Origin of the sequence: Actinomadura sp. CNU-125 (assembly GCF_001942465.1) — a bacterium.
Lineage (GTDB): Bacteria > Actinomycetota > Actinomycetes > Streptosporangiales > Streptosporangiaceae > Spirillospora.
On sequence record NZ_MKJY01000166.1, the window covers coordinates 35,179 to 61,899 of the forward strand.

General features: G+C 72.1%; 25 protein-coding genes, 1 tRNA gene and 2 pseudogenes. 16 read left to right on the forward strand and 12 right to left on the reverse strand.

Annotated features, from left to right (window positions below; genetic code table 11):
* Window positions 1-75: 75 nt before the first annotated feature.
* From BJF79_RS20150 to BJF79_RS20170, 6 genes are all read left to right on the forward strand, one after another.
* Window positions 76-795, forward strand: a complete 720-nt coding sequence (locus BJF79_RS20150) for a bleomycin resistance protein (RefSeq protein ID WP_075899535.1) — start codon at window positions 76-78, stop codon at window positions 793-795.
* A 674-nt stretch (window positions 796-1,469) separates the two neighbouring features.
* The gene (locus tag BJF79_RS20155) at window positions 1,470-1,706 is read left to right on the forward strand and encodes a DUF6504 family protein (RefSeq protein ID WP_075899537.1); all 237 of its coding nucleotides are present in this window, start codon (window positions 1,470-1,472) and stop codon (window positions 1,704-1,706) included.
* 46 nt (window positions 1,707-1,752) lie between these two features.
* Window positions 1,753-2,598: a helix-turn-helix domain-containing protein gene (locus BJF79_RS20160; protein ID WP_075899539.1), complete on the forward strand. Its 846-nt coding sequence runs from the start codon at window positions 1,753-1,755 to the stop codon at window positions 2,596-2,598.
* Window positions 2,599-2,645: 47 nt separating this feature from the next.
* A complete protein-coding gene (locus tag BJF79_RS20165; RefSeq protein WP_075899579.1) occupies window positions 2,646-3,563 on the forward strand; it encodes a DMT family transporter in 918 nt (305 codons plus the stop codon).
* Window positions 3,564-3,781: 218 nt separating this feature from the next.
* Entirely contained in the window at window positions 3,782-3,901 is a 120-nt protein-coding gene (locus BJF79_RS60805; RefSeq protein ID WP_211238580.1) for a DLW-39 family protein, read from the forward strand.
* A gap of 230 nt (window positions 3,902-4,131) precedes the next feature.
* Window positions 4,132-4,207, forward strand: a tRNA-Ala gene (locus tag BJF79_RS20170).
* Window positions 4,208-4,252: 45 nt separating this feature from the next.
* On the opposite strand, the gene BJF79_RS55620 is transcribed toward BJF79_RS20170, so the two are convergent.
* Window positions 4,253-4,420, reverse strand: coding sequence for a hypothetical protein (locus BJF79_RS55620; protein ID WP_158079243.1), 168 nt, complete (start codon window positions 4,418-4,420; stop codon window positions 4,253-4,255).
* Between the two features lie 151 nt (window positions 4,421-4,571).
* Here BJF79_RS55620 and BJF79_RS20175 point away from each other — a divergent pair, with 151 nt between their 5' ends.
* On the forward strand, window positions 4,572-5,477 hold the full coding sequence (locus BJF79_RS20175) for a MerR family transcriptional regulator (RefSeq protein WP_075899541.1): 906 nt from the start codon (window positions 4,572-4,574) through the stop codon (window positions 5,475-5,477).
* A gap of 218 nt (window positions 5,478-5,695) precedes the next feature.
* Complete coding sequence (locus BJF79_RS20180; protein ID WP_075899543.1) at window positions 5,696-6,688, forward strand: hypothetical protein; 993 nt, start codon at window positions 5,696-5,698, stop codon at window positions 6,686-6,688.
* A 43-nt stretch (window positions 6,689-6,731) separates the two neighbouring features.
* On the opposite strand, the pseudogene BJF79_RS20185 reads toward BJF79_RS20180, so the two are convergent.
* Window positions 6,732-7,635, reverse strand: a pseudogene (locus BJF79_RS20185) (helix-turn-helix domain-containing protein).
* 116 nt (window positions 7,636-7,751) lie between these two features.
* Here BJF79_RS20185 and BJF79_RS20190 point away from each other — a divergent pair.
* On the forward strand, window positions 7,752-8,807 hold the full coding sequence (locus BJF79_RS20190; RefSeq protein ID WP_316043397.1) for a saccharopine dehydrogenase family protein: 1,056 nt from the start codon (window positions 7,752-7,754) through the stop codon (window positions 8,805-8,807).
* A 33-nt stretch (window positions 8,808-8,840) separates the two neighbouring features.
* Here the strand turns inward: BJF79_RS20190 and BJF79_RS53515 are convergent, their stop codons facing one another.
* Window positions 8,841-9,800: a hypothetical protein gene (locus tag BJF79_RS53515; protein WP_143220050.1), complete on the reverse strand. Its 960-nt coding sequence runs from the start codon at window positions 9,798-9,800 to the stop codon at window positions 8,841-8,843.
* 172 nt (window positions 9,801-9,972) lie between these two features.
* Window positions 9,973-10,509 carry a hypothetical protein gene (locus BJF79_RS20205; RefSeq protein ID WP_075899551.1) on the reverse strand — a complete coding sequence of 179 codons (537 nt, stop codon included), beginning with the start codon at window positions 10,507-10,509 and terminating at the stop codon, window positions 9,973-9,975.
* A gap of 112 nt (window positions 10,510-10,621) precedes the next feature.
* Here BJF79_RS20205 and BJF79_RS20210 point away from each other — a divergent pair, with 112 nt between their 5' ends.
* Window positions 10,622-10,867 carry a hypothetical protein gene (locus BJF79_RS20210; RefSeq protein ID WP_262402307.1) on the forward strand — a complete coding sequence of 82 codons (246 nt, stop codon included), beginning with the start codon at window positions 10,622-10,624 and terminating at the stop codon, window positions 10,865-10,867.
* Here BJF79_RS20210 and cydC read toward each other — a convergent pair.
* Window positions 10,854-11,864, reverse strand: a complete 1,011-nt coding sequence (gene cydC, locus BJF79_RS60810; RefSeq protein WP_316043399.1) for a thiol reductant ABC exporter subunit CydC — start codon at window positions 11,862-11,864, stop codon at window positions 10,854-10,856. The two genes, BJF79_RS20210 and cydC, sit on opposite strands and share 14 nt — an antisense overlap.
* A gap of 143 nt (window positions 11,865-12,007) precedes the next feature.
* Between cydC and BJF79_RS60815 the strand changes: the two genes are divergently transcribed.
* Window positions 12,008-12,211 (forward strand): hypothetical protein, encoded by a 204-nt coding sequence (locus tag BJF79_RS60815; RefSeq protein WP_262402308.1) that lies wholly within the window; start codon window positions 12,008-12,010, stop codon window positions 12,209-12,211.
* A 541-nt stretch (window positions 12,212-12,752) separates the two neighbouring features.
* Here BJF79_RS60815 and cydD read toward each other — a convergent pair.
* The 3 genes from cydD to BJF79_RS20225 are packed head-to-tail and all read right to left on the reverse strand — an operon-like array spanning window position 12,753 to window position 16,880.
* A complete protein-coding gene (gene cydD, locus BJF79_RS53525) occupies window positions 12,753-14,405 on the reverse strand; it encodes a thiol reductant ABC exporter subunit CydD (RefSeq protein WP_143220051.1) in 1,653 nt (550 codons plus the stop codon).
* The gene (gene cydB / locus BJF79_RS20220; RefSeq protein WP_075899555.1) at window positions 14,402-15,448 is read right to left on the reverse strand and encodes a cytochrome d ubiquinol oxidase subunit II; all 1,047 of its coding nucleotides are present in this window, start codon (window positions 15,446-15,448) and stop codon (window positions 14,402-14,404) included. The genes cydD and cydB overlap by 4 nt, the downstream gene beginning before the upstream one ends.
* A gap of 13 nt (window positions 15,449-15,461) precedes the next feature.
* A complete protein-coding gene (locus BJF79_RS20225) occupies window positions 15,462-16,880 on the reverse strand; it encodes a cytochrome ubiquinol oxidase subunit I (protein WP_075899557.1) in 1,419 nt (472 codons plus the stop codon).
* A gap of 215 nt (window positions 16,881-17,095) precedes the next feature.
* On the opposite strand from BJF79_RS20225, the gene BJF79_RS20230 reads away from it, so the two are divergent.
* Window positions 17,096-17,530 (forward strand): SgcJ/EcaC family oxidoreductase, encoded by a 435-nt coding sequence (locus BJF79_RS20230; protein WP_075899581.1) that lies wholly within the window; start codon window positions 17,096-17,098, stop codon window positions 17,528-17,530.
* A 75-nt stretch (window positions 17,531-17,605) separates the two neighbouring features.
* Here the strand turns inward: BJF79_RS20230 and BJF79_RS20235 are convergent, their stop codons facing one another.
* The 4 genes and pseudogenes from BJF79_RS20235 to kdgD all read right to left on the reverse strand — a co-directional run bounded on the left by BJF79_RS20235 (window position 17,606) and on the right by kdgD (window position 23,004).
* A complete protein-coding gene (locus tag BJF79_RS20235) occupies window positions 17,606-19,054 on the reverse strand; it encodes a GntP family permease (RefSeq protein WP_075899559.1) in 1,449 nt (482 codons plus the stop codon).
* Window positions 19,055-19,221: 167 nt separating this feature from the next.
* Window positions 19,222-20,568: an enolase C-terminal domain-like protein gene (locus BJF79_RS20240; protein WP_075899561.1), complete on the reverse strand. Its 1,347-nt coding sequence runs from the start codon at window positions 20,566-20,568 to the stop codon at window positions 19,222-19,224.
* 11 nt (window positions 20,569-20,579) lie between these two features.
* The gene (locus BJF79_RS20245; protein ID WP_075899563.1) at window positions 20,580-22,160 is read right to left on the reverse strand and encodes an aldehyde dehydrogenase (NADP(+)); all 1,581 of its coding nucleotides are present in this window, start codon (window positions 22,158-22,160) and stop codon (window positions 20,580-20,582) included.
* Window positions 22,157-23,004, reverse strand: a pseudogene (gene kdgD, locus BJF79_RS60820) (5-dehydro-4-deoxyglucarate dehydratase). The gene BJF79_RS20245 and the pseudogene kdgD overlap by 4 nt, the downstream one beginning before the upstream one ends.
* Window positions 23,005-23,192: 188 nt before the next feature.
* On the opposite strand from kdgD, the gene BJF79_RS20255 reads away from it, so the two are divergent.
* The 4 genes from BJF79_RS20255 to BJF79_RS65725 all read left to right on the forward strand — a co-directional run bounded on the left by BJF79_RS20255 (window position 23,193) and on the right by BJF79_RS65725 (window position 26,613).
* The gene (locus tag BJF79_RS20255; protein ID WP_262402309.1) at window positions 23,193-24,065 is read left to right on the forward strand and encodes a LysR family transcriptional regulator; all 873 of its coding nucleotides are present in this window, start codon (window positions 23,193-23,195) and stop codon (window positions 24,063-24,065) included.
* Window positions 24,066-24,143: 78 nt separating this feature from the next.
* A complete protein-coding gene (locus BJF79_RS20260) occupies window positions 24,144-25,145 on the forward strand; it encodes a hypothetical protein (RefSeq protein WP_143220052.1) in 1,002 nt (333 codons plus the stop codon).
* A 221-nt stretch (window positions 25,146-25,366) separates the two neighbouring features.
* A complete protein-coding gene (locus BJF79_RS65720) occupies window positions 25,367-25,936 on the forward strand; it encodes a DEAD/DEAH box helicase (protein ID WP_075899567.1) in 570 nt (189 codons plus the stop codon).
* Window positions 25,885-26,613, forward strand: a complete 729-nt coding sequence (locus tag BJF79_RS65725; protein WP_316043398.1) for a helicase-related protein — start codon at window positions 25,885-25,887, stop codon at window positions 26,611-26,613. Before BJF79_RS65720 ends, BJF79_RS65725 begins: the two co-directional genes overlap by 52 nt.
* Window positions 26,614-26,721: the final 108 nt, after the last annotated feature.

The following is a 26,721-nucleotide window of genomic DNA, read 5'->3' on the forward strand; positions in this document are numbered from 1 at the left end:
CGGCACCGGCCCACGGCCAACCGATTTAGCTATTCAAACTTGACCACACGCGAGCATTCCTCCTACGCTCCCGCCATGGGCCAGAAAACGATTCCGATCTTTCCGTGCCGTTCGATCGCCGACACCTGGGAGTTCTACCGAGCACTGGGCTTCGAGCAGACGACCTGGCAGACGCGCCCGAACCCCTTCCTCGGCGTCCGCCACGGGGACATCGACGTCCAGTTCTATGGCTGGAAGAAGCACGACCCGGCCGCGTCCATGCACATGTGCTACGTCGTCACCGACGACGTGGACGCCCTCTACGAGTCGTTCCGCAGCGGCCTGAAGGCCGCACTCGGCCGTGTCCCGACGCGGGGCCTGCCCAGGGTGGGCGTCCTGAAGGACATGACCTACGGCGTCCGCCAGTTCCTCCTGACCGACCCGGACGGCATCCAGCTCCGCATCGGCCAGCAGATCTCCGAGAACCTCGACCACGCGCCCATCCCCACCGAGCCCGTCGCGAAGGCCCTCCACATGGCCGCCCTCCTGGGCGACTCCAAGGGAGACCACAGAGCGGCGGCCAGAATCCTCGACAAGCTCTTCGAGACCGGCGAACCGCTGACGGCGCCGCAACGCTTCAAGGCCCTCACCATGCGCGCCGACACGGCCCTCCACCTCGACGACGCGGCCCGCGCCCGCACCTTCCTGTCCGAGGCGCGCGCGGTGCCTCTCACCGACGCCGAGCGCGCCGACCTGAACGACGAACTGATCCGCCTGGACGACCTGGCCTCGTCCGCGGACACCCCCGGAGCCTGAGCGGCGAGCGATCACGAGACCGTCGACGCCCGCGTGGCGCCCTCAACCTGGGGACAGAACTGGGGATTATCGGTGGACAACGTTTTCCACCGACACGGGGCGCCTGTGGAAGGAAGTTGTCCACAGCCTGTGCTACCAGTCGGTCACAAGGCGTCACGGGCCGCCGTTCGTCCAGGTGAGAACGTTATCCACCTGTGGACAGCCGATTCTTGGGTTGGGGACGGACCTGGGGAAGAATGGTGGACAACGGATCGGCCCGAGATCCCCAGGCTGTGCACAAGAGTTATCCACAGGCTGTGGACAGTGGGTGTGGGAACCCGGTCATCTGAACACCTGTGAGGATGAGCCCCCATGTCGCCGCCAGACCTGCGAAACTGCCTCCCGCCTGGGGATTTCCTGTGGAGAAGATGTCCACATCCGCGCTGGTCGCGGGCGTGTCGACCGACTCGCAAAGTTATCCACAGTTTGTGGACGAAGGGGTGTGCACGGCCCGCCGGTGGTTCGCTGGTCGGTAACTCAAGGAGACGGCCCGCGAACCGCGGGCCCGCCCGGCACAGGGGGAGAAATGCGATCTCGGACAGCGCCCGGCCCGCGCCCGACCACCCGCGACACGCCTCCACCGACCCCACTGACCTGCGAACATGTGTTCGAGAGCGTGATAGGGTCCCGGACTCATGGGGCAGTTGCTGAACGAGCCGGTCCGCGCCGAGCACGACCCGGCCGGACGCCTCACCGCGTACGAGTGGCGGGGGACGCGCTACGCGGTGCGGGAGGTACTGAAGACGTACGGAGCGCCGGGCGACGACGGCCGGATCTACCGGGTCCGGGTCAGCGGCGCCGAGGGGGTGGCCGTCGCGGAGCTGGGCCGTGACCGGGACCGCTGGCGGCTCCGCACCGTCTTCTCCGCCTGACCCTCCACGCGCGGCGGGGACGTCGGCGTGCCCCGTCCCACGGGTGATGCCCGACCGGGTCAGCTGGACGCGGGTCCACAACGTGCAGGAGTCGCCGCTGGACCTCCTGACCGCCCGCATCGGGCGTCGGCACTACGCGCCGCACGTCCACGACGAGTACGCCATCGGCGTGACGGTCGACGGCGTCGAGACGATGCGGTACCGCGGCGAGAACGTCTACTCCGGTGCGGGCGGCGTCGTCGTGGTCGAACCGGGGGAGGCGCACACCGGCGGCCCGGCACGCCCCGAGGGGTTCGCGTACCTGGCCCTGTACCCGACCGCCGAACTGCTGCGCGCCGCCGTGCCCGGGAACGCCGAACCGCACTTCCGCGGCCCCGTCATCGACGACCCGTCACTGGGCGAGGCGCTCCGCCTGGCCCACCGCGCCCTCCGCGCGGGCGATGACCCGCTCGAAGCCGAAACCCGGCTCCTGGAGGTCTTCGACGCACTCGTCCGACGCCACGCGATCCCGCGCGTCGGCACCGGGCCCGCACACGCGGGCCCGGGAGCCGCACGGATCGCTCGCAGTGTCGCCGAACGCCTGTCCGACGAGCTGACCCGGCCGCCGCCCCTGGCGGAGGTCGCCGCCGACCTCGGCCTGTCGCGCTACCAGACGCTCCGCGCGTTCCGGGACGTCGTGGGCATGCCGCCGTACGCGTGGCTGGCGCAGCACCGGGTGTCGCGGGCCCGCGTCCTGCTGGACGCGGGGCACCCTCCCGCGGACGCCGCGGCGCTCGTCGGATTCGCCGACCAGGCGCACCTCACCCGCTGGTTCCGCCGCGTCCTCGGGGTCACGCCCGGCGCGTACCGCAACAGCGTTCAAGACTCCCGCGCCCGCCGCGCCGCATCCTGAAGCGGCGCCCGGGCCCACCGGGCCGACGACGAACGTGGAGGGTCGTGGTGAGTCGCCGCGGTTGGGTGCTGTTCGCCCTGATGTGCGTGCTGTGGGGCATCCCCTACCTGATGATCAAGGTGGCGGTCGAGGAGGTCTCGGTGGCCGTGGTGGTGTTCACCCGGACGTTCCTGGGCGCCGCCGTACTGCTGCCGCTCGCGTACCGTTCGGGCGGCTTCGGCGCGGCCCGTCGACACTGGCGCCCGCTGCTGGCGTTCACGGCCCTGGAGATCCTCGGCCCGTGGGCGCTGCTGTCGGACGCCGAGCAACGGCTGACCAGCTCGATGACGGGCCTGCTCATCGCCGCGGTGCCGATCATCGGGGTCGTCCTCGCCCGCTGCACCGGGGACGCCGAACGGCTCGGGCCCGTCCGCTGGGCGGGCCTGCTGACCGGCCTCGCGGGCGTCGCCGTGCTCGCCGGCCCGCACCTCGGAGGCGGCAGTGCCTGGGCGATCGGCGAGGTCATGCTGGTCGCCGTCGGCTACTCGATCGCCCCGATGATCGCGCTGCGCCACCTGCAGGACGTCCCGAGCCTGCAACTGTCGGCGTCCTCCCTGGGAATCGCGGCGCTGGTCTACGCCGGCCCGGCGACCGCGACACTGCCCTCGCATCTGCCGAGCGGGCGCGTCCTCGTGGCCCTGGCCGCCCTCGGGCTGGTCTGCACCGCCCTCGCGTTCACGGTGTTCTTCGAACTGATCCGCGAGGTCGGCACGTCCCGCGGCATGGTGTTCACGTACGTGAACCCGGCGGTGGCCGTCGCCGCGGGCGTCCTGTTCCTCGGCGAACCCCTGACCGCGACGATCCTCGCCTCCTTCGCCCTGATCCTCGGCGGCTCGGTCCTGGCGACCGCCCGCCGCCAGAACGCCACGCCCGCCCGAAAGGAGACCGCACCCCCTCCGCGCTCCTCCACGACAACGCCGACATGACGACCGGCGACGTGCGGAACACCACGCCGGTTATCGCCGAAAGATCCACTTTTGTCCCGAACTCACCGCACGGTGGATTGGACGATCGGTCCGATAACGGCGAGTGGGTGCGGATCGCCGGGGATCGGTTGCTAGGCTGCGGAGAGCCTGGGGATGACCGACAGCGTCCGCTCGTTCCCCGGGACTGGGCTCATAGTCGAGGTGAAGGGGTCCCCACCGTGAAGAAGCTGCTCATTCTCGCTGTTGTTGCTCTCGGCGGCTTCGCTGTCTGGCGTCGGCTGCAGCAGGACCGCGCCGAGCTGGACCTGTGGACCGAGGCCACGTCGTCCGACAGCTGACACCGCCGACGACACCGGCCCCGGCGTGAACGAAGCGGCCACCGCCTCGATCTCGCCGGGACCACCGTCGCGGACGGCGCCCCGCGCGCCGACGTCCACCTTGCCCTGACCCGGTGCCCCGCAGCACCGGCGAAGGCGCACGCCCACGATCGTCCCCACCGAACCACGGTGTACGATCGTTCCCGTCCAGCGCCGGTACCACCGTCCGCGCAGGTCGACGACCAGAACGAGGGGCCTTAGCTCAGTTGGTAGAGCACCGGCTTTGCAAGCCGGGTGTCAGGGGTTCGAATCCCCTAGGCTCCACCAGCAGAAACGCCCTCGTCCGGAGCCTGGACGAGGGCGTTCGCGCGATTAGGGCACCGGCACCGGCGCGCTGGCCGTCCCGTCGTCATCGTTTCCGCGCTCAGCGGAGATTTTCGCGTTCAGTGCATCGGCGGTGGAACCGCACGCCCTTGAGCCGGTCGCGTCCAGGGCCCGTAGCCGGTTGCGCCGGAAGTTCTGGCCGCCGACGTAGAGCACGCCGCCTTCTAGTGTGCTGAGTCGGGAATCTGTTCTTAATTGCACGCTGGGGTCATTACGCGTGCGGGACAGGGGGGCTGGAGTTGCACCTTCCGTAGCGTTATGTGGTCTGGTGGACACACGTCCCACCCCACTGAGGAGGGCCCCGCTCATGCGTTCGTCCTTTATTCCGCCGCGTCAGGTCAAGATCGGTGACGCGGCATCGTTCGTCGGCACCACACCGCGGGCGATCCGTCACTACCACGAGATCGGCCTGCTCCCCGAGCGCAGAGGGGGCAGTGACGACCGCCGCCGCTACGGCTACGAAGAGATGATCCAGTTGCTGTGGATCCGCAAGATGGCCGACGCCGGGATCGCCTTGGACGACATCCGTGACGCCTTTGCCGACACGGCTCCTGCCGGTGCCGGCAGCGACCACGGCGTCGCGGGCATCCTGGAACGGCTGGAGAGAACCCTCGTCGCCCGGGAAGCGGAACTGCAGCGGCAGCGGACGGCCGTGCAGCGCATGCGCACCCGAGGCAGCAGGATGGGGCTGCTCGCCGACTTCGTCGCCGATCGCCTCGAGAGCCTGCCGGAGGGCTCCCTGCGCCAGGCGGACCTGGACAGCCTGCTGGTCACCGAGCGGATCTTCGGCCCGCTCGGTGCGGCCGTCCAAGCCACCCGTTTCATCGCCTTGGCCACCCAGCCGGGTCTGCAGGAGGAATCCGATCGCGTTGATGCCGCCGAGGAGGCACTCGATGACACGATCGATGTCGACGACCCCCGCGTGGCGCAGGTGGCCGCCGAACGGCACGCCTTCGAACAGGCGCTGCAAGCCGTCATCGAGGATTCTGGCCTGGCGCAGAATGACGAAGCGCTCTTCGAGTCCTGGGAGGCTATGCGCCCCGCAATCGCTGATGAAGGTGAGGACGAGGCCGGCCAAGGTGCTGGCAGGGGGGAAGAGTTCATGAGCGCATTCGAGGCCATTGGAAAGATGCCTTACGACTTCTCCCCGGCCCGCCTTCGTTGCATGGAATTGGTCGAAGAGATCGCCGCCCACGGTTCGTCCGCTTCTTAAGTAAGGCCTGGTGTCCTGAGTTAGAAAGTCTGTTCAGATATTCGGCGAGTCGCGGGAGCGTGGCCTGGTCTGGCGACGATGCCGACGGCCTTGCTCCAGATGGCCGTCCCGGCGGCCACATACGCGATCACCTCATGCGACTCAGGGAACGTCGGCTCGCCGTAGCGGTGGAGGGTCGGGGCCGGAACCGGTGTGATCGTCTTTGCGTCGGATCCGGTATGACCGAAACCGATCCGTCGGCCGTTCCGGATTCACCCGACGCCTGGCGGGCCCTCGCCGCCGAGTGGGCCACCACGTCGGGCGTCCACTGGCGGCGGCATACGGAGCTCGTACAGGCAGCGGCCACCCACCTGGGTGCCGCCCCGCATGACCCGCACACCCTGGCGTGGGCGCTGGGCGTTCTCGCGCTGGCGGTCCGTCTGGAGGGCATGGAGCTGCCCGATGCGGCGCCGGTCGTGGCGGCTCTTACCGCGGCGGCCGAGCGACTGGACGGCGAGCCCTGCGCCCACGCCGACCACCCGTATCTGACGGACTTCGACGATAAAGCCCTCGACTGGACTTTCCGGCCGGAGGAGATGGCGCTGCGGGTCGTGGGAGTTGGATTGCCCTTGGACGATCCCGGCCGGTGGAGGTGCCCGCACAATGTCGCCGGGTTCGTGCGAGCGGCGGCCGAGGCGGTGTTCCCCGGCACCTTCGACGACGTCCCGGTCCGGGCCCCCGCAGGTATCGGGCGGGGCCTGAAGTTCATTGCCGATGTGGTCTACGACCATCCCTACGGTGACCCGTACGAGACCCTCGTCGACAACGCCCGTGAGCTGCTGGAGGCCGCGCGCGACGACACGCCCGAACTGCCGGGCCTGGTGGTCGTCAACTGCGCGCTGCTCTGGTACGCCGTCTCCGAACGGGTCGACTCCGTCGAGGTCCTGGACGAGATCATCGCCGCCCACGAAGCCGCCTCGCGACGCTGCCTGGAGGCCCCGGCGTGCGACCACGCCGCCCATCCGGACCTGTCCGACTTCGAGGAGTACCGCAGGGACGCCGAACTGATGCTCACTCCCGGTGGGCGGCGCGCCTACCGGTGGCGGCAGCGGTCGCTGGGCGGTCTCCCGCTGGAAGCCTGGACCTGCCGCGACAACTCCGGTGTCGAAGCCGAGATCGCGCTGGAAGAACTCCGCGAAGCCCGCGCGAATTTGGCCGCCGAAGACGGTTAGGAGGCCGACTTCGTGACCGGTGCACGGTTGCGAAGTGCAGCGGTCAGGGGCGGAATGTTCGGCGGTAGGTGTCCGGGGGGGACACCGATCGTGCGGTGGAAGTGGCGGCGCAGCGTTGTAGCCGTGCCCATGCCTGCGGATGCGGCGATGGCGTCGATGCTGTCGTTCGTGGTTTCCAGAAGTTCCTGGGCGCGGCGGATCCGCTGTGTCAGCAGCCATTGCAGCGGGGTGGTGCCCGTCGCCGAGCGGAAATGGCGGGCCAGGTGGCGTGAGCTCATGTTCGCCCGGCGGGCCAGGTCCTCCACGGTGAGCGGTTGGTCCAGCCGCCGCATCGTCCAGGCGAGGAGTTCGGCCAGGGGGTGGTCGTCGGGGGCGGGCACCGGTGTGGTGACGAACTGGGCCTGGCCGCCGGGCCGGTGCGGCGGGACGACCAGGCGGCGTGCGACCACGTTGGCGACCGCCGAGCCGTGGTCACCGCGGACGAGATGCAAGCAGAGGTCCATCGCGGCGGCCTTGCCGGCGGACGTGAGCACGCTGCCGTTGTCGACGTAGAGGACGTCCGGGTCGACCTTCACGCGGGGATGGCGTGCGGCGAGTTCCCCGGTATGGGCCCAGTGCGTGGTGGCGCGCAGTCCGTCCAGCAGGCCGGCGGCGGCGAGGACGAACGCGCCCGTGCACAGGGAGACGATCCGCGCGCCCGCCTCGTGGGCCGCGCGCACCGCCTCGACGAGGTCGGGCGGAGGAGCGTCGTCGATGTCCGCCAGGGCGGGGACGATCACGGTTCCGGCGTGCGGGAGCCGATCGAGCCCGCCGTCCGGCTCCAGCATGAAGCGGCCCACGCGGACGGCGACCGGTCCGCAGACGGTGACGTCGTACCAGGGGACCGTCACGGCGGCCGGGGCGGAGGCGAAGACTTCGCAGGCCAGGGCCAGTTCGAAGTGCAGCATCCCGTCGGTGGCGGCGATCGCGACGGAACGCGGAGCGGAAGCATGTCGGGAATTGTACGGATCGTGTCGTTACGGACGCTGGCTCGCCCGGGGCGGTGAGGACAGGATCTTCCGCAGTGGATCACTTCGAGCACGTGGGAGCAGGCATGGGAGCGGGACGGGACGTGGCGGTGTTCGGCGCGTACGGGCACACCGGGCGGTTCGTGGTCGCGGAGTTGCGCGAGCGCGGATACGTGCCGCTGCTCCTCGGACGGGACGAGGGGAAGCTGTCGGCGCTGGTGCGGGAACGGCCGGGGCTGGAGGCGCGGCGGGCGGCGGTGGACGATCCGGCTTCGCTCGACCGCGCGCTGAACGGTGCGGCCGCGGTGATCAACTGCGCCGGGCCCTTCGCGGAGACCGCCGCCCCGCTGGTCGAGGCGGCGCTGCGCGCGGGCGTCGCGTACGTCGACGTGGCCGCCGAGATCGAGGCGAACGTCGACACGTTCGCGCAGTTCGCGGAGCGCGCCCGTGCCGCGGGAATCGTGGTGGTCCCGGCGATGGCCTTCTTCGGCGGCCTGGGTGACCTGCTGGTCACTGCCGCGTTGGGCGATCGGACGGCCGCGGACGAGGCGCACATCGCCTATGGCCTGAGCGGTTGGCATCCCACCGGCGGAACGCTCGCCTCGGGCGAGGTTTCGGGGCGGAGGCGGAACGGCCGCCGTGTCCGTTTTTCGGGTGGGCGGCTGGAGTACCACGATGACGCGCTGCCGAACCTGGAGTGGTCGTTTCCGGATCCGCTCGGCGCGCAGAGCGTCATCGGGGAGTTCACGATGGCCGACGTCGTCACCGTCCCCAGCCACCTGGACGTCCCGGAGGTGCGCACCTACATGACCGCCAAGGCGGCCGCGGGCCTGGCGACGCCCGTTGCCGGTGCGGGCGGCCGCGACGCGGAGACGTTCGTGGTCGACGTCCGCGTCCGTTCCGATGGCGCGGAACGCCGGATCGTCGCCGCGGGCCGGGACATCTACGCGGTCAGTGCGCCGCTCGCGGTGGAGGCCGTCGACCGTATCCTCACCGGACGGACGAGAACGGCCGGCGTCGCGTCCGCGGGCGCGGTCTTCGACGCGCCGGACTTCCTCCGCGCCCTGTCCCCGCACCTGTCGGTGCGCGTCCCGTCGGACGCGCGCGGCTGATCGGGCGAGGACGACGAAAGGCGGGCGACGTCGTTACGGCCGGGGGGAGAAGCTCGGCAGGTACGACTTCCAGCTGTCGTAGTAGGGCGGGTAGGAACGCGTGGTCGGCGCATCGGACGGGGACGGGCTCGGCGCCGGGCGACTCGGCGAAGGCGACGGCCGTTTCGAGCCGGACGGGGACGGAGTCGGCGCGGGCTTCGAGTCGGGGCGGGGCGCTTGTTCGGAGACCGGCGTTCTGCCGGTCGTGTCCGCCGGAGTCTTCTCTGCCCGGGTGGAAGGTGAGGGCGGGGGCGTTGGCGGGGTGGACGGAACGTCCGTGCTCTCTTTCGATGCGGTGGGCTGCTGCGGCGGCGTGTCGGTGGTGACGAGCGTGATCAGCCCGACGACGACCGCGCCGGTCACCGCCCCCAGGAGCCAGGCCATGACGGGGAGCCGCCGCCGTTTCGTCTGCCTTTGGGCATGGGCGGGGGACGTGGGGGCGGTTTTCTGAGCGAGGTCGTTTTCCGGGGCGGCGTCTTCGGGCGCGGGAGTGTCGTGCGCGAAGGTGTCGTCTGGAGGGGGAATGCTCTCCAGGAGGGTGTCCGTCGTGGTGAGGGCGCTGTCCGGGACGGTGTCCGCCGGGGTGGGGGCGCTTGCCGGGACGAGTGGTTGCGGGGCGTCGGGCGAGAGTGCGAGCCACGCCTGGGTCCACCGGTCCGCCTCGTCGGCGATCTGGTCCTGCGTCTGCGAGCCGTCGGCGCGCATGCACGCGGTGACGAAGGCGACGACGAAGGAGAGGCGGGGCGGGTTGGGCAGCCGCTTGCCTGCGAGGTTGTCGGAGAGCGTGCTCACCGGCAGCAGGTCGGTGGGCGGTTCGCCTGATTCGGGGTCGGTTCCGGCGAGCGTGTTCAGGGTGCGCAGCGAGGGCTGACCCGCCCAGGCGCGAAGTTGCCGGAGTGCTTCGAGGAACTCCTCCGGCGTGGCCGCCGACCCTGGAATAGGTCGAGTCTGCATCTGTTCTCCCGAACTGTTCCTGTTCTAGGGAAACGTCCGATGTGCACAGTCATGTTAGGGCCTCAGGGGCTCAGTTGTACGGCTGTGTCTACTGGAGGATGCGCCCGGTACGGGCGTCCGGACCCGATCCGGACACCCGCGCCCGATGGGTGCGGGCCTCGCGCCTTCCGGTTCAGCGGCGCGCCGCCCCGTACAGGGAGCCGGCGAGGAGGACGACGCCGGAGAGAGTGCCGCTGACGAACGGGATCCAGTCGGTCCGCGACATCGCGGCCATGACCATTCCGGCGACGCCGAGTACGGTCAGCGCGGCGCCGGGCACCGCTATGGCGGCGCGCTTCCAGATCGGCGCGAGCGCGACGAAGTGCAGGCCGACGATCAGCGCGATCCAGGCGACGTTGCACTCCTCCGGTGCGTCCAGTGCGCGGAGGACGGCGATGCCGCCGAAGATCAGCGCGAACTCGGCGACGACCACGAGGCCGAACTTCGGGCCGAACCAGGCCGGACGTTCCCGGTCGGCGGGGGCGGCGCCGTCCGGATCCCCGCGGCGGTCCGTGCGGAATCCGGTCACGATCACCGCGACGAGGCAGAGGATCGCCGCGACACGGAGGGCGATGCCGAGGGGGCCGGGGACGGGCTCTCCGGCGTTCGCGAGCACGAACGCCGTACCGAAGCCGGAGCCGACCAACAGACCGAGCAACTGGGGGGACACGGGATGATCTTAGGGCGGCGGTCCGCGGGCGACGATCACGCGGGCGAGTGCGGGAGGCGTCCGGGACGGAACGCTTACACTCGGCGGCATGGAGCTCGCTGACGCCACCCGCATGATCCTTTCGGAATCGGCCGCGCACCCCGAACTACTGCGCCTCGCCCGGCACTCGCACGAGGAACTGTCGCACGGCCGCGCGGTTCAGCACGAGGTGCTGAGCGAGATGCTGCGGGAGGCGGCGCGCAAGGACGTTTACCCCGCGCTGCACGCGCGCTACGGCAAGCCCGCGTTCGACGCCATGGTCATGTCGCTGGGGCGGGAGATCGACCGGCTGGCGCCGGTCCCGGTCAGGACACGCTGATCGCGGGGGCCGCGCGCTCCCGCTCCCACATCGCCCGGTAGATGCCCGGACGGGCGGCGAGTTCGGCGTGCGTGCCCCGGTCGGCGATCCGGCCCCGGTCGAGCACGACGATCTCGTCGACGGCGTCGAGGCCCGCGAGCCGGTGCGTGACGAGCAGCGTCGTGCGTCCCTCGGTGGCTTCGAGGAGGTCGGCGGTGAGCGCGTCGGCCGTCTCGGTGTCGAGGTGCTCGGCGGGCTCGTCCAGCAGCAGGACCGGGAAGTCGGCCAGCAGCGCGCGGGCGAGCGCGATCCGCTGCCGTTGCCCGCCCGACACCTGCGCGCCGTGCTCCCCGACCCGCGTGTCCAGGCCGGACGGCAGCGACTCCACCCAGTCGAGGACGCGGGCGCGGCGCAGCGCGTCGCGGATCTGCGCGTCGGTCGCCGGGCGGCGCGCCAGCCGGACGTTCTCGCCGATCGTCGAGTCGAACAGGTGCGCGTCCTGGGCGCAGAGCCCGATGACGGTTCGCAGGTCGTCGGCGGCGAGGTCGCGGACGTCCGCGCCGTTCAGGGTCACGTGTCCGCCGGAGGGTTCGAGGAAGCGCAGCAGGACGGACGCGAGGGTCGTCTTCCCGGATCCGCTCGGCCCGACGACGGCGACGCGGCGGCCGGGCGGCAGGTCGAGGGAGACGCCGTCGAGGGCGAGCGGCCCGTCGGGCGTCCAGCGCGCGCGCAGGTCGGTGACGCGAACCGTGTGGGGCGCGGCGGGGAGCGGTGCGGGTTCGTCCGGGTCGCGCACGGGTTCCGGACCGTCCAGGACGGCGAACACGCGGGCCGCCGACGCGCGCACCCGTTCCAGGTACTGCGCGGCCAGCGGCAGCCCGTTGACCACCTCGAACGCGGCGAGCGGCAGCATCACGACGACCGCGAGCAGCACCCCGTCCAGGGTCCCGGACCGGACGGCCGGGACGCCGGTGGCGAGCCCGCCCCACACGGCCAGCCCGCCCGCGAGCGCCGACAGCGCCGCGCCGAGGCCGGCCGTGCCCGCCGAACGGGCGTCGCGCGGGTGAACTCGCGGTCGATGCGGGCGGCCTCCGCGAGGTGGGCGGCGCCGCGCCGTAGGCGATCAGCTCGGGCGCCCCGTGCAGCGTCTCGACGATGTGCGTGGCCAGTTCGCCGCGCAGGTCGGCCGTCCGGCGTTCGGCGCGGCGCGCGACGGCGGCCGACAGCCACGGCGCGGCGAGCCCGGCGGCGCAGCAGCGTCGCGAGCAGGACGGCCCCGGCGGCGGGCAGCAGCGCCCACGCCGCCCCGGTCGCCGCGCCGCGACGATCGCCGCGACGGCGCACGGCATGAGCGTCCGCAGGTAGAGGTCCTGGACGGCGTCGACGTCGTCGACGAGGCGGGCGAGCAGGTCGCCGTGCCGGAACGCGGGCAGTCCGGATGGTGCGAGCCGCTCCAGCCGTTCGTAGACGCGGGCCCGCAGGTCGGCGAGGATGCGGAACGTCGCGTCGTGCCCGACGAGCCGTTCCACGTACCGGAACACGCCGCGCCCGATGCCGAACGCCCGGACCGCCACGATCGCGACCATCAGCATGAGGACGGGCGGGTGCTGCGCGGCCCGGGAGATCAGCCAGGCCGACGTCCCCATCAGCGCGACGCCGCTGCCGAGCGCGAGGACCCCGAACACGACGGCGACGGCGAGCCGCCCGCGCACGGGACGGGTCAGCCGGATCAGCCGCAGGATGGGCCTCGACGGGGAGTTATCCACAGGTCGGGGTTTCGCTTTCGGTGCGTGGCCTGTGGGTTCGACAATCGAAGTGGGGTCGGCCCCCCTGGGCGGGCGGGGAATGGTCTCCCCGCGCCTCGACGAACCCACCCCGCGCCTCGACGAACCCTCCCGGCGCCCGTTCACGCGTGCACCTCCGCCGGTTCCACGGGGACGATCCGGTCGGCGAGGGCCGCGAGGGCCGGACGGTGCGCGACGAGGACGACCGTGCGGTCGGCGGCGAGCCGTCGTACGGCGTCGACGACGGTGGCTTCGCTCTCGGGGTCGAGGCCGGAGGTCGGTTCGTCGAGCAGGAGCAGCGGCGCGTCCCGCAGGAACGCGCGGGCGAGCGCGACCCGCTGCCGCTGGCCCGCCGACAGGCCCGCGCCGCGCTCGCCGATCGGCGTGTCGAGGCCGCGGGGGAGGTCGCCCGCGAACCCGAGGACGTTCGCGGCGCGCGCCGCGTCCTCCGCGGCGTCCGGGGCGTCCGGGTCGCCGAGGCGGATGTTCGCGGCGATCGTCCCGGCGAACAGGTACGGGCGCTGCGGCACCCACGCGACGTTCCGCCGCCACGCGTCCGGGTCGAGGTCGGCGAGGTCGGCCCAGTCGGCGAGGACGCGCCCCTCGTCGGGCCGGACGAACCCGAGCAGAACGTTCAGCAGCGTCGATTTCCCCGACCCGCTCGGGCCGACGAGCGCGATCGTCTCCCCCGGGTGGATCGTGAGCGAGAAGCCGTCGAGGGCGGGCGCGTCGCGTTCGGGGTAGGCGACGGTGACGCCGTCGAGCCGGATCGTCGCGTGCCGCACGTCGGGGACGTCCGCGTTCGTGCCGGTGTCCGGGAGCGGCGTCTCCAGCACCTCGAAGATCCGCCCGGCGGCGGTGAGGCCTTCGACGCTCGCGTGGTACTGCGCGCCGACCTGGCGGAGCGGGAAGTACGCCTCCGGCGCGAGGATGAGGATCAGCAGCGCCGTCTCGAAGGCCATGCCGCCCTCGACGAGCCGCAGCCCGATCGATACGGCGACGAGCGCGACCGAGAGCGTCGACAGCAGTTCGAGCACCATCGCCGACACGAACGCGATCCGCAGCGTCGACATCGTCGCGCGGCGGTACCGGCCGGTGACCTCGCGGATCCCGCGCGCCTGCGCCTTCGCGCGGCCGAACACCTTCAGCGTCGGCAGTCCCGCGACGACGTCCAGGAAGTGCGCCGACAGCAGCGACAGGGTCCGCCACTGCCGGTTCATCTTCCACTGCGTCGCGAGGCCCACCAGGATCGCGAAGACCGGGATCAGCGGGACGGTCACCGCGATGATCACCGCGGAGACCCAGTCGCCGAGCAGGATCCGCGCCCCGACCGCGAGCGGGACGGTCACCGCGAGGATCAGCTGCGGGAGGTAGCGGGCGAAGTACCCGTCGAGGGCGTCCACGCCGCGGGTCGCAAGGGTCGCGAGCTCGCCGCTGCGCTCGCCCGACAGCCAGCGCGGGCCGAGCCGCGTCGCGTGCTCCAGCAGCCGGCCGCGCAGCTGCGACTTCACGGCCGCGGCGGACCGGTGCGCCGCGACCTCCTGCAGCCACGCGACGGCGGCGCGGGCCGCGACGACCGCGAGGAGCAGCAGCATCGGCGTCCGCAGGTCGGCGAGGTCGGCGCCGCCGAGGAACGTCCGGGCGATCATGCCGGCGAGCAGTGTCGCCTGCGCGATGACCAGCCCGGCGGTCACGGTGCCGAGGACGGCCGACGCGACGAGGAACGTCCGCGTGGTGCGCGCGTGCCGCAGCAGGCGTGGATCGAGCGGCTTCATCCGACCGGGCTCTTACGCTTCGCGGGCTTCCCCGGCTTTCCCGGCTTCGCGGGCGGGATCTGCGCGGTGCCGATCCGCTTGCGGAACACCCAGTACGTCCAGCCCTGGTAGATCATCACGATCGGGGTGAACACCAGCGCCACCCACGTCATGATCTTCAGCGTGTAGGCGCTGGACGCCGCGTTGACGGTGGTCAGGCTGTTCGCGGCGGTGATCGTGGACGGCATCACGTCGGGGAACACCGAGCCGAACAGCGTCACGAAGGCGAGCACGACGGCCGTGCCGGTCCCGATGAACGCCCAGCCCTCGCGTCCGCGCGCGTTGGCGGCGGCGGCCCCGGCGAGCCCGGCGGCGACGCCCGCGACCGCGAGCCACGTCCACGACTTGCCGTACTGCACCTGCGTGACCAGCAGGAACGACCCGGCGACGACGATCGCGGCGGCCGCGGCGACGCGCGCGACGCCGCGGGCGTGCGAACGGACGGTCCCGTTCGTCTTCAGCGCGATGAACACCGCGCCGTGCAGGACGAACAGCGTCAGCGTCGTCAGCCCGCCGAGCAGCGCGTACGGGTTCAGCAGGTCGAGGAGCGTCCCGGCGTACTCGTGGTCGGCGTCGAGCGGGACGCCCCGGACGATGTTCGCGAACGCGACGCCCCACAGGAACGCGGGGACGACGCTGCCCCAGAAGATCGCGCGGTCCCAGCGGGCGCGCCACCGGGCGTCCTCCCGCTTGCCGCGGTACTCGAACGCGACGCCGCGCACGATCAGCGCGAGCAGGATGAGCAGGAGCGGCAGGTAGAAGCCGCTGAACAGCGTCGCGTACCACTCGGGGAACGCGGCGAACATCGACGCGCCCGCGACGATGAACCACACCTCGTTGCCGTCCCACACCGGGCCGATCGTGTTGATCACGACGCGGCGGCGGACGTCGTCGCGGCCCAGCACCGGCAGCAGCATGCCGACGCCGAAGTCGAAGCCCTCCAGGAAGAAGTAGCCGATCCACAGGAACGCGATGATCAGGAACCAGGCGGTCGTCAGTTCCATGCCGGCAGACCTTTCAGTAGGCGAACGCGAGCGCGCGCTCTTCGTCGTGGTCGTCGTTGTCGTTGTCCTCGGACGGCGGCGCCACCTCGTCCTCGGTGGGCGGTCCGGCCTTCGCGTACTTGGCGAGCAGCTTGACCTCGATGACGAACAGGACGGCGTAGAGCGCGGTCAGCGCGCCGACGGAGATCAGCATCGAACCGGCGGACACGCCGGGCGACACGCTCTGCGACGTCTGCATCAGCCCGTACACCGACCACGGCTGGCGTCCCATCTCGGTGAACACCCACCCGGCGGAGCTGGCGACGAACGGCAGCGTCAGCGACAGCATCCCGACGCGCCACAGCCACGGGTTGCCGGGCAGGCGGCCGCGGCGGGTCAGCCACAGGCCGAGGAGGGAGAGCCCGGCGGTGGCCAGCCCGATGTAGACCATCATCCGGAACGTCCAGTACGTGACCGGGACGTTCGGCGTGTAGTCGCCCGCGCCGTGTTCGGCTTCGGCGGCGGCCTGGAGGTCGTCCATGCCCTGGACCTCGCCGTCGAAGCTGCCGGTGGCCAGGAACGACAGCACGCCGGGCAGTTCGAACCCGACGATCTCCTCCGTCCCGTCGGGCGTCCGGACGCTGAGGGGCGAGAACGGCGCCCCGGTCTGGGTCTCGTAGAGCCCTTCGGCGGCGGCCATCTTCATCGGCTGGTGCTCGGTGACGGCCTTGCCCAGCATGTCGCCGCTGAGCGCGACGCCGATGGACGCGACGGCGGTGACGACGAGCGCCATCCGCAGCGACGGCCGGAACACCTCGACGTGCTTGCGCCGCATCAGGTGCCACGCGCTGACCCCGATGACGAACATCCCGGCGGTGACGAACGATGCCGCGATCGTGTGCGGGAACGCGGTCAGGTGCATCGGGTTCGTGAGGACGGCCCAGAAGTCGGTGAGCTCGGCGCGTCCGGACGCCTCGTCGATGCGGTACCCGACGGGGTTCTGCATCCACGAGTTCGCGGCGAGGATGAAGAACGCGGACAGGATCGTCCCGAACGACACCATCCAGATGCAGGCCAGGTGGATCTTCTTCGGCAGCCGGTCCCAGCCGAAGATCCACAGGCCGAGGAACGTCGACTCGAAGAAGAACGCGAGCAGCCCCTCGATGGCGAGCGGCGCACCGAAGACGTCCCCGACGAACCGGGAGTAGGCGGACCAGTTCATGCCGAACTGGAACTCCTGCACGATCCCCGTCACGATGCCCATCGCGAAGTTGATCAGGAAGAGCTTGCCCCAGAACTTCGTGGCCCGCAGGTACTCGGTCTTGCCCGTCCGCACCCACGCGGTCTGCATCCCGGCGACGAGCGCGACGAGCCCGATGGACAGCGGGACGAACAGGAAGTGGTAGACGGTCGTGATCCCGAACTGCCAGCGTGCGATGTCAACCGTGTCCATGGTCACCCTGCTCCCGGCGGAACGTCCCCATTGCGCGGGCCTCCCGACTATCTACTACAAGCTGTAGTACTACGTCCTGTGGGACATACTACGAGCTGTAGTACTACGAGTGGTCGTAATCTCGCTCACCTTCGGCCGGACGGGGCATGACCTTGATCACTCCGGTCCGTCCGGCGGTTGACCTCAACAAAGCTTGAGGTCGCAGGGTGGTCGGCATGAGCACCGAGAGCGAAACCAAGACCCAAACCGCGACCGAGACCCCGACCGAGACCGCGGACATCGAGGCCATCCACGACGTCGTGGCCACCGTCGAGCGCACGCAGCGGGCCAAGGACGTCGAGGGCTTCCTGGCGCTGTTCCACCCCGAAGCCCTCTGGACGACCGGGCACGGCAAGGTCCTCATCGGCTTCGACGCGATCGCCGAGTTCACCCGCGCGGTGCTGCCCGGCGCGGTGTTCGAGGGCCCGGTCACCTATGAGCCGGTGCACGTCCAGTTCCTGCGCCCGGACGTGGTGGCCGTGAAGGTCCGGCAGACCTACCACCTGCCGGACGGGAACGCCGAGGGAGCACCGCTGTACGTCATGACGAAGCAGGAGGACGGACGCTGGCTGCTGCACGCCAACCAGAACACGGAGGTCAAGACCGACTAGGGCACGCGAAAGCGCCGACGCGCCCCCGCCCGGAGAGGGCGGGGGCGCGTCGGCGCGGGGGCGGAGGGTGCCCGGTCAGCCGGAGGCCAGCGCGATGACTCCGCTCAGGACGGCCGCGATGACGAACGCGGTGCCGCCCATGAACGTCTCCATCAGCGTCCAGCTCTTCAGCGTCGTCCGGATGTCGATGTCCATGTAGCGGTTGAACAGCCAGAACCCGGAGTCGTTGACGTGCGACAGCACCGTGCCGCCCGCGGCGACCGCCACCACGACCAGCGCGATCTCCGGCTGCGACAGGTCCGCCTGCGCGATCAGCGGCGCGACGATCGGCGCGGTCGTCACGATCGCGACCGTCTTGGAGCCCAGCGCGACGCGCAGCGCGGTGGCGATCAGGAACGCCAGCACGATGACCGGCAGCGACGTCTTGCCGAGCAGGTCGGCGAGGGCCTCCCCGGCGCCGGTGTTCTCCAGCACCGCGCCGAACACGCCGCCCGCGCCCGTCACCAGCAGCACCAGCGCCACCGGACCGAGCGACGCGGACGCCGCCTTCTCCAGCCGGTCCATGGTGAACCCGCCGCGCAGGCCCAGCACCCAGAACGACAGCAGGGTCGCCACCGTCAGCGCGATGACCGGCGCGCCGACGAACTTGAGCGCCGTCTGCACGCCGCCGTCGGGCAGCACCGTCTCCGCGAACGTGTTGAGCATGATCATCAGCACCGGCAGCAGCATCACGGTGAGCGTCGTCTTGAACGACGGCGCCCGCACCGCGACGCCCGTCCCGCCCGTCCCGTCCTTGCCGCCGGACCCGCCGGACCCGCCGGACCCGCCGGACCCGCCGGACGCGGCGCCGGACTGCTCCCGCGCCTCGCCGAGCAGCTGCGTCGGCACCGGCGTCTTCAGCCGGTCGCCGACCTTGATGCCGAACAGGTACGCGCCGACGAACCACGCGGGCAGGCCGCAGATCAGGCCCATGATGGTCACCCAGCCGAGGCTGGCGCCGAGCAGTCCGGCGGCGGCGACCGGGCCGGGGTGCGGCGGCAGCACCGCGTGCATGATCGCGAGCCCGCCGACGGCGGGCAGCGCGATGCTGATCAGCGACCGGCCGGAGCGCTGCGCCACCGAGTAGATCAGCGGCAGCAGGATGATGAAACCGACGTCGAAAAAGACCGGGACGCCGAAGATGAGCGCCGTCAACCCGACGGCGAGCGGTGCGCGTTTCTCGCTGAACGCCGTGAGCAGCTTGCCCGAGAGCACTTCGGCCGCGCCGGACTCCTGCATGACGCGGCCGAGCATGGCGCCGAGCGCGACGATGATCGCGATCTCGCCCATCGTGTCGCCCATCCCCGCTTCGAGGACGGCGGGCAGGTCGGACGGCTTGATGCCGGCCGCGAGGCCGACCGCCACGCTGACCACGAGCAGCGCGAGGAAGGCGTGCAGTTTCGCCTTGATGACGAGCAACAGCAGCAGCGCGATGCCGCCGGCGAGGAGCGCCAGCAGCGCCCACGACGGCAGCGTCCACGTCATGGCCGGTGGGTCGGCGGCTGGCGCGGGCGCGGAGAACACAGGCAACGTCGCCTCCTGAGGGGTGCGCGGAGCGCAGGGGTGGGATGGGGTGGGACGGGACGGCGGCGGGGGGCGGGGTCGGGACGGGCGGGACGGTCCGCCGGGCCCGGAGCGGACTGGACGGGAGGTCAGCCCCGGTCGAGCGCCGGACGTTTCGGGTCGAACTTCCAGCCGGGGACCAGGAACCGCATCGCGGCGGCGTCGTCGCGGGCGCCGAGGCCCTCGCGCAGGTAGAGCTCGTGCGCGGCCTGCACGCGCTCCTCGTCCAGTTCGACGCCCAGCCCGGGACCGGACGGTACGTGCAGCAGCCCTTCGCGGATCCGCAGGGGATCGCGGGTGAGGCGCTGCCCGTCCTGCCAGATCCAGTGCGTGTCGATCGCGGTGATGTCGCCCGGCGCGGCGGCGGCGACGTGCGTGAACATGGCCAGCGAGACGTCGAAGTGGTTGTTGGAGTGCGAACCCCAGGTGCAGCCCCAGTCGGCGCAGAACTGCGCGACGCGCACCGAACCGGCCATCGTCCAGAAGTGCGGGTCGGCGAGCGGGATGTCGACGGCGCCCGCCCGGACCGCGTGGCCGAGCTGCCGCCAGTCCGTCGCGATCATGTTCGTGGCGGTGGGCAGCCCGGTGGCGCGGCGGAACTCGGCCATCGTCTCGCGGCCCGAGTAGCCGGCCTCGGCGCCGCACGGGTCCTCGGCGTAGGCGAGCACGTCGCGCAGGCCGCGGCCGAGTTCGATCGCCTCGGCCAGCGTCCAGGCGCCGTTCGGGTCGAGGGTGATCCGCGCGTCGGGGAACCGCTCGGCCAGCGCGGTGACCGCCTCGGCCTCGGCGGGGCCGGGCAGGACGCCGCCTTTGAGCTTGAAGTCGCGGAACCCGTAGCGTTCGCGGGCGGCCTCCGCGAGGCGCACCACGGCGTCCGGGGTGAGCGCCTCCTCGTGGCGCAGGCGCGTCCAGTCGTCGGCGTCCGCGGGCTCGTCGGCCGGGGAGCGGTAGGCCAGGTCGGTCCTCGTGCGGTCGCCGACGAAGAAGAGGTATCCCAGCACCGGGACCCGCTCGCGCTGGACGCCGTCGCCGAGCAGCTCGGCGACCGGGACGTCGAGGTGCTTGCCGAGCAGGTCGAGCATGGCCGCCTCGACGGCCGTCGCGGCGTGCACGGTGACGCGCAGGTCGAACGTCTGCTCGCCGCGCCCGCCCGCGTCGCGGCCCGCGAACCGGGACCGGATCTCCCGCAGCACCGACCGCACGCGCGCCACCGGCCGTCCGACGACCAGGTCCGCGGCGTCGGCGAGGGTGGCGCGGATCGGCTCCCCGCCGGGGACCTCGCCGACTCCGGTGCGTCCCTCGGAGTCGGTGAGGATCACCAGGTTGCGGGTGAAGAACGGGGCGTGCGCGCCGCTGAGGTTGAGCAGCATGCTGTCGTGCCCGGCGACCGGGACGACGCGCATCCCGGTGACGACGGGCTGCTTCACGGATGTCATGCGCGTCCTCCTCAGTGCCGGCCGGGGCGGCCGTCGATCCGGCGGAGCAGCCCGTCGGGGTTGCCGTCGGCCACGGCGGTCGGCAGCAGCGCGGCGGGCACGTCCTGGTAGGCGACGGGCCGCAGGAACCGTTCGACGGCGAGGGTCCCGACGGACGTGGTCCGCGCGTCCGACGTGGCCGGGTAGGGCCCGCCGTGGACCATCGCGTGCCCGACCTCGACGCCGGTCGGCCAGCCGTCGAACAGCACCCGGCCCGCGGTCAGCTCCAGGACGTCGAGCAGTTCGGCGGCCTCGGGGCGGTCGCTCTCGGCGGCGTGCACGGTGGCGGTCAGCTGCCCCTCCAGCGCTTCGGCGACCGCCCGGACCTGCGCGGCGTCGCGGCAGCGCACCAGGATCGAGCAGCCGCCGAACACCTCCTCGCGCAGCGTCTCGTCGGCGAGGAACGCGTCGGCGCCGGTCGCGACGAGCGCGGGCCGGCAGGCGGCCGGACGGTCGTGCTCGGCGCCCTGCGCGAGCACCTCGACCGACGGGTGCGCCGCCAGCGCGGCGACGCCCTCCCGGTAGGCGGCCGCGATGCCCGGGGTGAGCATCGTGGACGGCTCGCGGCCCGCCACCGCGGCCGCCGCGGCGTCCGCGAACGCGCGCAGGGCGGGGCCGTCCACGGCCACGACGACGCCCGGGTTCGTGCAGAACTGCCCGGCGCCGAGCGTCAGCGAGCCGACGAACCCGGCGGCGATGTCCGCGCCCCGCTCGGCGAGCGCGCCGGGCAGGAGGAACACCGGGTTGACGCTGCTCATCTCGGCGTACACCGGGATCGGCCGGGGCCGCGACCGTGCCGCCTCGACCAGCGCCAGCCCGCCGGACCGCGAGCCGGTGAACCCGACCGCGCGGATCCGCGGGTCGGTCACCAGCGTGGTGCCGAGGTCGGGGCCGTGGCCGAACAGCAGCGAGAACGTGCCCGCGGGCAGGCCGGACGCGGCGACCGCGCCGGCGATCGCGCGGGCCACCAGCTCGGACGTCCCGGGGTGGGCGTCGTGCCCCTTCACCACGACGGGACATCCGGCGGCCAGCGCCGACGCCGTGTCGCCGCCCGCGACGGAGAACGCCAGCGGGAAGTTGCTCGCGCCGAACACCGCGACCGGGCCGAGCGGGATCCAGCGCTGCCGGATGTCGGGGCGCGGCGGCGTCCGGTCGGGCAGGGCCGGGTCGATGCGCGGCACCTCGACGTCGCCGTCGCGCAGCAGCGTCGCGAACATCCGCAGCTGCCCGGTGGTCCGGCCGCGCTCGCCCGTCAGGCGCGCGATCGGCAGCCCCGACTCCGCGTGGGCCCGCTCGACCAGCGCGTCGCCGAGCGCCTCGATGTTGTCGGCGACGCGTTCGAGGAACTCCGCGCGGCGGACCGGGGACGTGCGCCGGTACGGGCCGAACGCCGCGGCCGCGGCGGCGCAGGCGCGCTCGACGTCGCCCGCGTCGCCGTAGCCGAACGGCGGCTCCAGCGCCGCGCCGGTGGCGGGGTCGACGGCGCGGATCGTCGCGCCGGAGCCCGCGACCGCCTCGCCCGCGATGATCATGTGTCCGGTCGGTTCGGTCATGCCGCTTTCGCCTCCTTCGGGATCTGCTCGATGAGCGCGGCGAGCTGCTTCGCTTCGTCGCGGTCCAGGTCGATCAGCGGTGCGCGGACGGGCCCGGCGGGACGTCCGATGACCCGCATTCCCGCCTTGACGATGCTCACCGCGTAACCCGCGCGGCGATTGCGGAGATCGCAGTACGGCAGGACGAACTCGTCCAGGTAACGCCGGACGGTCGCGTGGTCGCGCGCGCGCACGGCGCGGTAGAAGCGCAGGGCGAACTCGGGCACGAAGTTGTACATCGCCGACGAGTAGGTGGTCACGCCCATTTCGAGGTACGGCAGCGCGAACATCTCCGCCGTCGGGAGCCCGCCCACGTACGTCAGCCGGTCGCCGAGCCGGGTGTGGATGCGCGTCATCATCTCGATGTCGCCCACGCCGTCCTTGAACCCGATGAGGTTCGGGCACGCCTCGGCCAGCCGCGCGACGGTGGTGTCGGAGTAGACGGCGTTGGCCCGGCTGTAGACGGTCACGCCCAGCCCGGTGGCGTCGCACACCGCGCGCGCGTGCTCGAACAGGCCGTCCTGCGACGCCTCGGTCAGGTACGGCGGCAGCAGCAGCAGCCCGGCGGCGCCCGCGCGTTCCGCGCGCGCGCCAGCTCGATCGCGGTGGCCGTGCCGTAGCCGGTGGGAGCGATCACCGGGACGCCGCCCGGCGCCTCGTCCACCGCGGCGGTCACCACGGCCTCGATCTCCGCCGGGGTCAGCGAGAAGAACTCGCCGGTGCCGCCCGCGGCGAACAGCCCGGCCGCGTCGAACCGCCCGAGCCAGGCGATGTTCTCGCGGTAGGCGGGCTCGTCGAAGCTCAGGTCTCGCGGAAGTGGGTCACCGGGAACGACAACAGCCCACCGGCCAGCCGTTCGGCGACCTCAGCGGGCGTGAAGTGGGACATTGAACTCTTTCCTTCAGGTCGGTGAACGCTTGCCGCGACGTTAGGGTCGGATATCAATGCACGTCCAACTCCGATTTAGCATCCACTGATACCCAAAGGGCATCGATGTGTTCACGATCAACCAGCTCACCGGTTTCGTCGCCGTCGCCGAGGAGGCACTTCGGGCGCGCGGCGCAGCGGCTGAACATGACGCAGCCGCCGCTGAGCCGGCAGATCCAGCAATTGGAGAAGGAACTGGGGGTCCGGCTGATCGACCGCAGCAGCCGCACCGTGCGGCTCACCCCCGCCGGACGGGCGTTCCTCAACGACGCGCGGCGGCTCCTGCACGACGCCGAGGACGCCGCCCGGTCCGTCCGCCGCGTCACCGAGGGACGGTCGGGCGTGCTGCGGCTCGGTTTCACGGCGACGTCCGCCTACGGCGTCCTCGGCAACCTGCTCCGCACGGCGGGCGAGAACCTGCCGCACATCGAGATCGTGCTGCGCGAACTCGTCACCCGCGACCAGCTCGAACGCCTCGCGGGCGGCGACCTCGACCTCGGTGTCGTCCGCCCGCCCACGCCGCCCGGCCTGGAGACGCGCCCGCTGGGCACCGAACCCCTCGTGGCGGCCCTGCCGGACGGGCACCCGCTCGGCACCGAGGCCGAACTGGACCTCGCCGACTTCCACGGCGCCCGCGTGATCGGCTACTCGCCGTTCGAGGCCCGCTACTTCCACGACCTGGTGGTGAGCATCTTCCGCGAGGCGGGCGTGCACCCCGCGTACGTGCAGCACGCCCACCAGGTGCACACCGTGCTCGCGCTCGTCGAGGTCGGCCTCGGCATCGCGCTCGTCCCCGCGACGGCCGCACGCCTGCGCCTCGAAGGCGTCACGCTGCGTCCCGTCCGGCTGCCGGACCCGGAACCCGTGGAACTGCACCTCACCTGGCGCGCCGCCAACGACAACCCGGCGCTCCACGCCCTCCTCGACCTGCTCTCCTGAGACCCGCGGACGGTGTGCGTCGCGTCACACCGCCGCGCGCGCCGTCACAGTCGCGGCGCCGCGCGTCCTCTCAGTTGCATGACCAACGGCGATTTCATACGGAGGCGAGCCCTCCGCCCCGAGTCCGGCGGCGCCGTCCCGGTGCGCACCGTGTCGATGGCGAAGAAGGTCCTGGCGGTGCTGGCCCTCGGCACGGCGGTGGCGGCGGGACCGGCGACCGCAGCGGCCTCCGCGTCCGAGCCGGACCCCGGCGAGTACCTGGGCGTGTGGAACTACGATCAGCCGGACCGCGGCACCATGCGGAACATCGCGGAGATCGGCTGCCCGGCCGACGAGCCCGACTGCGAGAGCTTCATCCCCGGGATGCCCGCGGGCTCGGTGGTGCGGGTGCCCCAGATCGGCCGGATCGTGTTCGCGAAGGGCGCCGACGGGGAGGTGCTCGGACGCACCGACCGGGGCTGCACCTGGCGGTTCGACGTCCGGCGCGACTCGCTGGAGCTCGCCGGAGACCAGACGTGCGAGAACCAGGTGATCGGCTCCGGCTACACCCTGACGAGCTGGACGGTACGGGTCGACGGCCGACGCGAGACGGAGGCCATCAGAGGGATCAGCCACCACGAGAAGAACTACGACTTCGCACTGAGGCGCGGATTCCGTACCAAGGACCGGACGGAACCGTGGCGCAAGGCCGCGCGGCGCTTCACCGGCCGGTGGACCTACGCCCCCGCGGACCCGGCCAAGATGATCAACATCGTCGCCCGGCGGACCACCGGACCGGACGGGACGGTGCACTTCGAGCGGTCGGAGCTGCGCGGCGCCGTCGACATGCTGGTGCGCCCGGACCGCACCATCGTCGCCCGGACCCCGGACGGGTGCCGCTGGACGCTCGCGGCGAGCGGGAACACCGCCGACCTGACCCCGCCCGCCCAGACCTGCCGCCGCGCGGGCGCGACCGTCGCCCTCGACTTCTGGCAGGTGGCGAGCGACGGCCGGCGGCAGGCGTCGATCATGAGCGGGTCCGTGCGGCGCGACGGCGCCACGACGCGCTTCCTGCTCAACGTGGGCGAGCTGACCCGCTGATCCGCCGCGCGGCCGCGGCGCGCGTCCGTCCGGCGGGGGACGGTTGATCCGGACGGGGAGAATGTTCCGGCCGAGACGGGGCATAAGGAGGTCCCCCGGCGGCGTTAGACTGACCGAATCACTCTTTCGGCGCCCCAACGCCAGCCCAGGCTCGTCCTTGCAGCCCACGAAACCGATACGTGGTGCCTCCCGAGACGTGCCCCCCTCTCGGAAGGTATTGCGTGACCACAGCCGCTGCTGCTCAGAACCCGTCCGCCGACGCCGCCACCGCGGCCGAGGAGGAGCAGGTTCCCACCTTCGCCGAGCTCGGCCTCCCGGCCGCGCTGGTGAGCGCCCTGGCCCGCCAGGGCATCGAAGCGCCGTTCCCGATCCAGGCCGCCGCGATCCCCGACGTCATGGCGGGCCGGGACGTCCTCGGCCGCGGCAAGACGGGGTCCGGCAAGACGCTCGCGTTCGGCCTGCCGCTGCTCGCTCGGCTGTCCGGCCGCCGGGCCGCGCCGAAGCGTCCGCTCGCGCTGATCCTCGTGCCGACGCGCGAACTGGCCCAGCAGGTCCAGCAGAACCTGGAGCCGCTCGGCCGCGGCCTCGGCCTGAAGTTCAAGACCGTCATCGGCCAGACCTCGATGTTCAAGCAGATCGACGCGCTGCGCCGCGGCGTCGAGGTCCTCGTGGCCACCCCGGGCCGGCTCAAGGACCTGATGCAGCAGGCGCCTGCGACCTGTCCGACGTCGAGATCGCGGTGCTCGACGAGGCCGACCACATGGCCGACATGGGCTTCCTGCCCGACGTGACCGACATCCTCGACCAGGCCCGCCCCGGCGGGCAGCGGCTGCTGTTCTCCGCCACCCTCGACAAGGACGTCGACGTCTTGGTGAAGCGGTACCTGGACGACCCGGTCACGCACGCGATCGGTCCGGTGGACGAGCCCGTCGACACGATGGACCACCACCTGCTGCTCGTCGCCCCGAAGGACAAGGGCGCGATCACCGCCGAGATCGCCAACCGCGAGGGCCGCACGATCCTGTTCGCCCGCACCAAGCACGGCGTCGACCGGCTCGCCAAGCAGCTCACCCAGGCGGGCGTGCGCGCGGCGGGCCTGCACGGCGGCAAGAGCCAGGGCCTGCGCACCCGCACCCTCGCCGAGTTCCGCGAGGGCAACATCAGCGTGCTCGTCGCGACGGACGTCGCCGCGCGCGGCATCCACGTCGACGACGTGAGCCTCGTCATGCACGTCGACCCGCCCGCCGACCACAAGGACTACATGCACCGCGCCGGACGGACGGCGCGTGCGGGCGAGCGCGGCACCGTCGTCACGCTCGTCCTGCCGCACCAGGTCCGGTCGACGTCGTCGATGACGCGTCGCGCCGGGATCAACGCGCCGCGCGTCCGGGTGGCGAGCGGCGACGCCGAACTGGTCAAGCTGACCGGCGCGCGCCGGCGTCCGGCATTCCGATCGAGGAGCCGCTGATCCCGGAGCGTCCGCGCCGCGAGAACGGCGGCCGGGGCCGTCCGGGCGGCGGACGCCGTGGTTTCGGCGGTCGCGGCGGCGCGCCGCCGGTCGGCGGCGAGCGCCGGG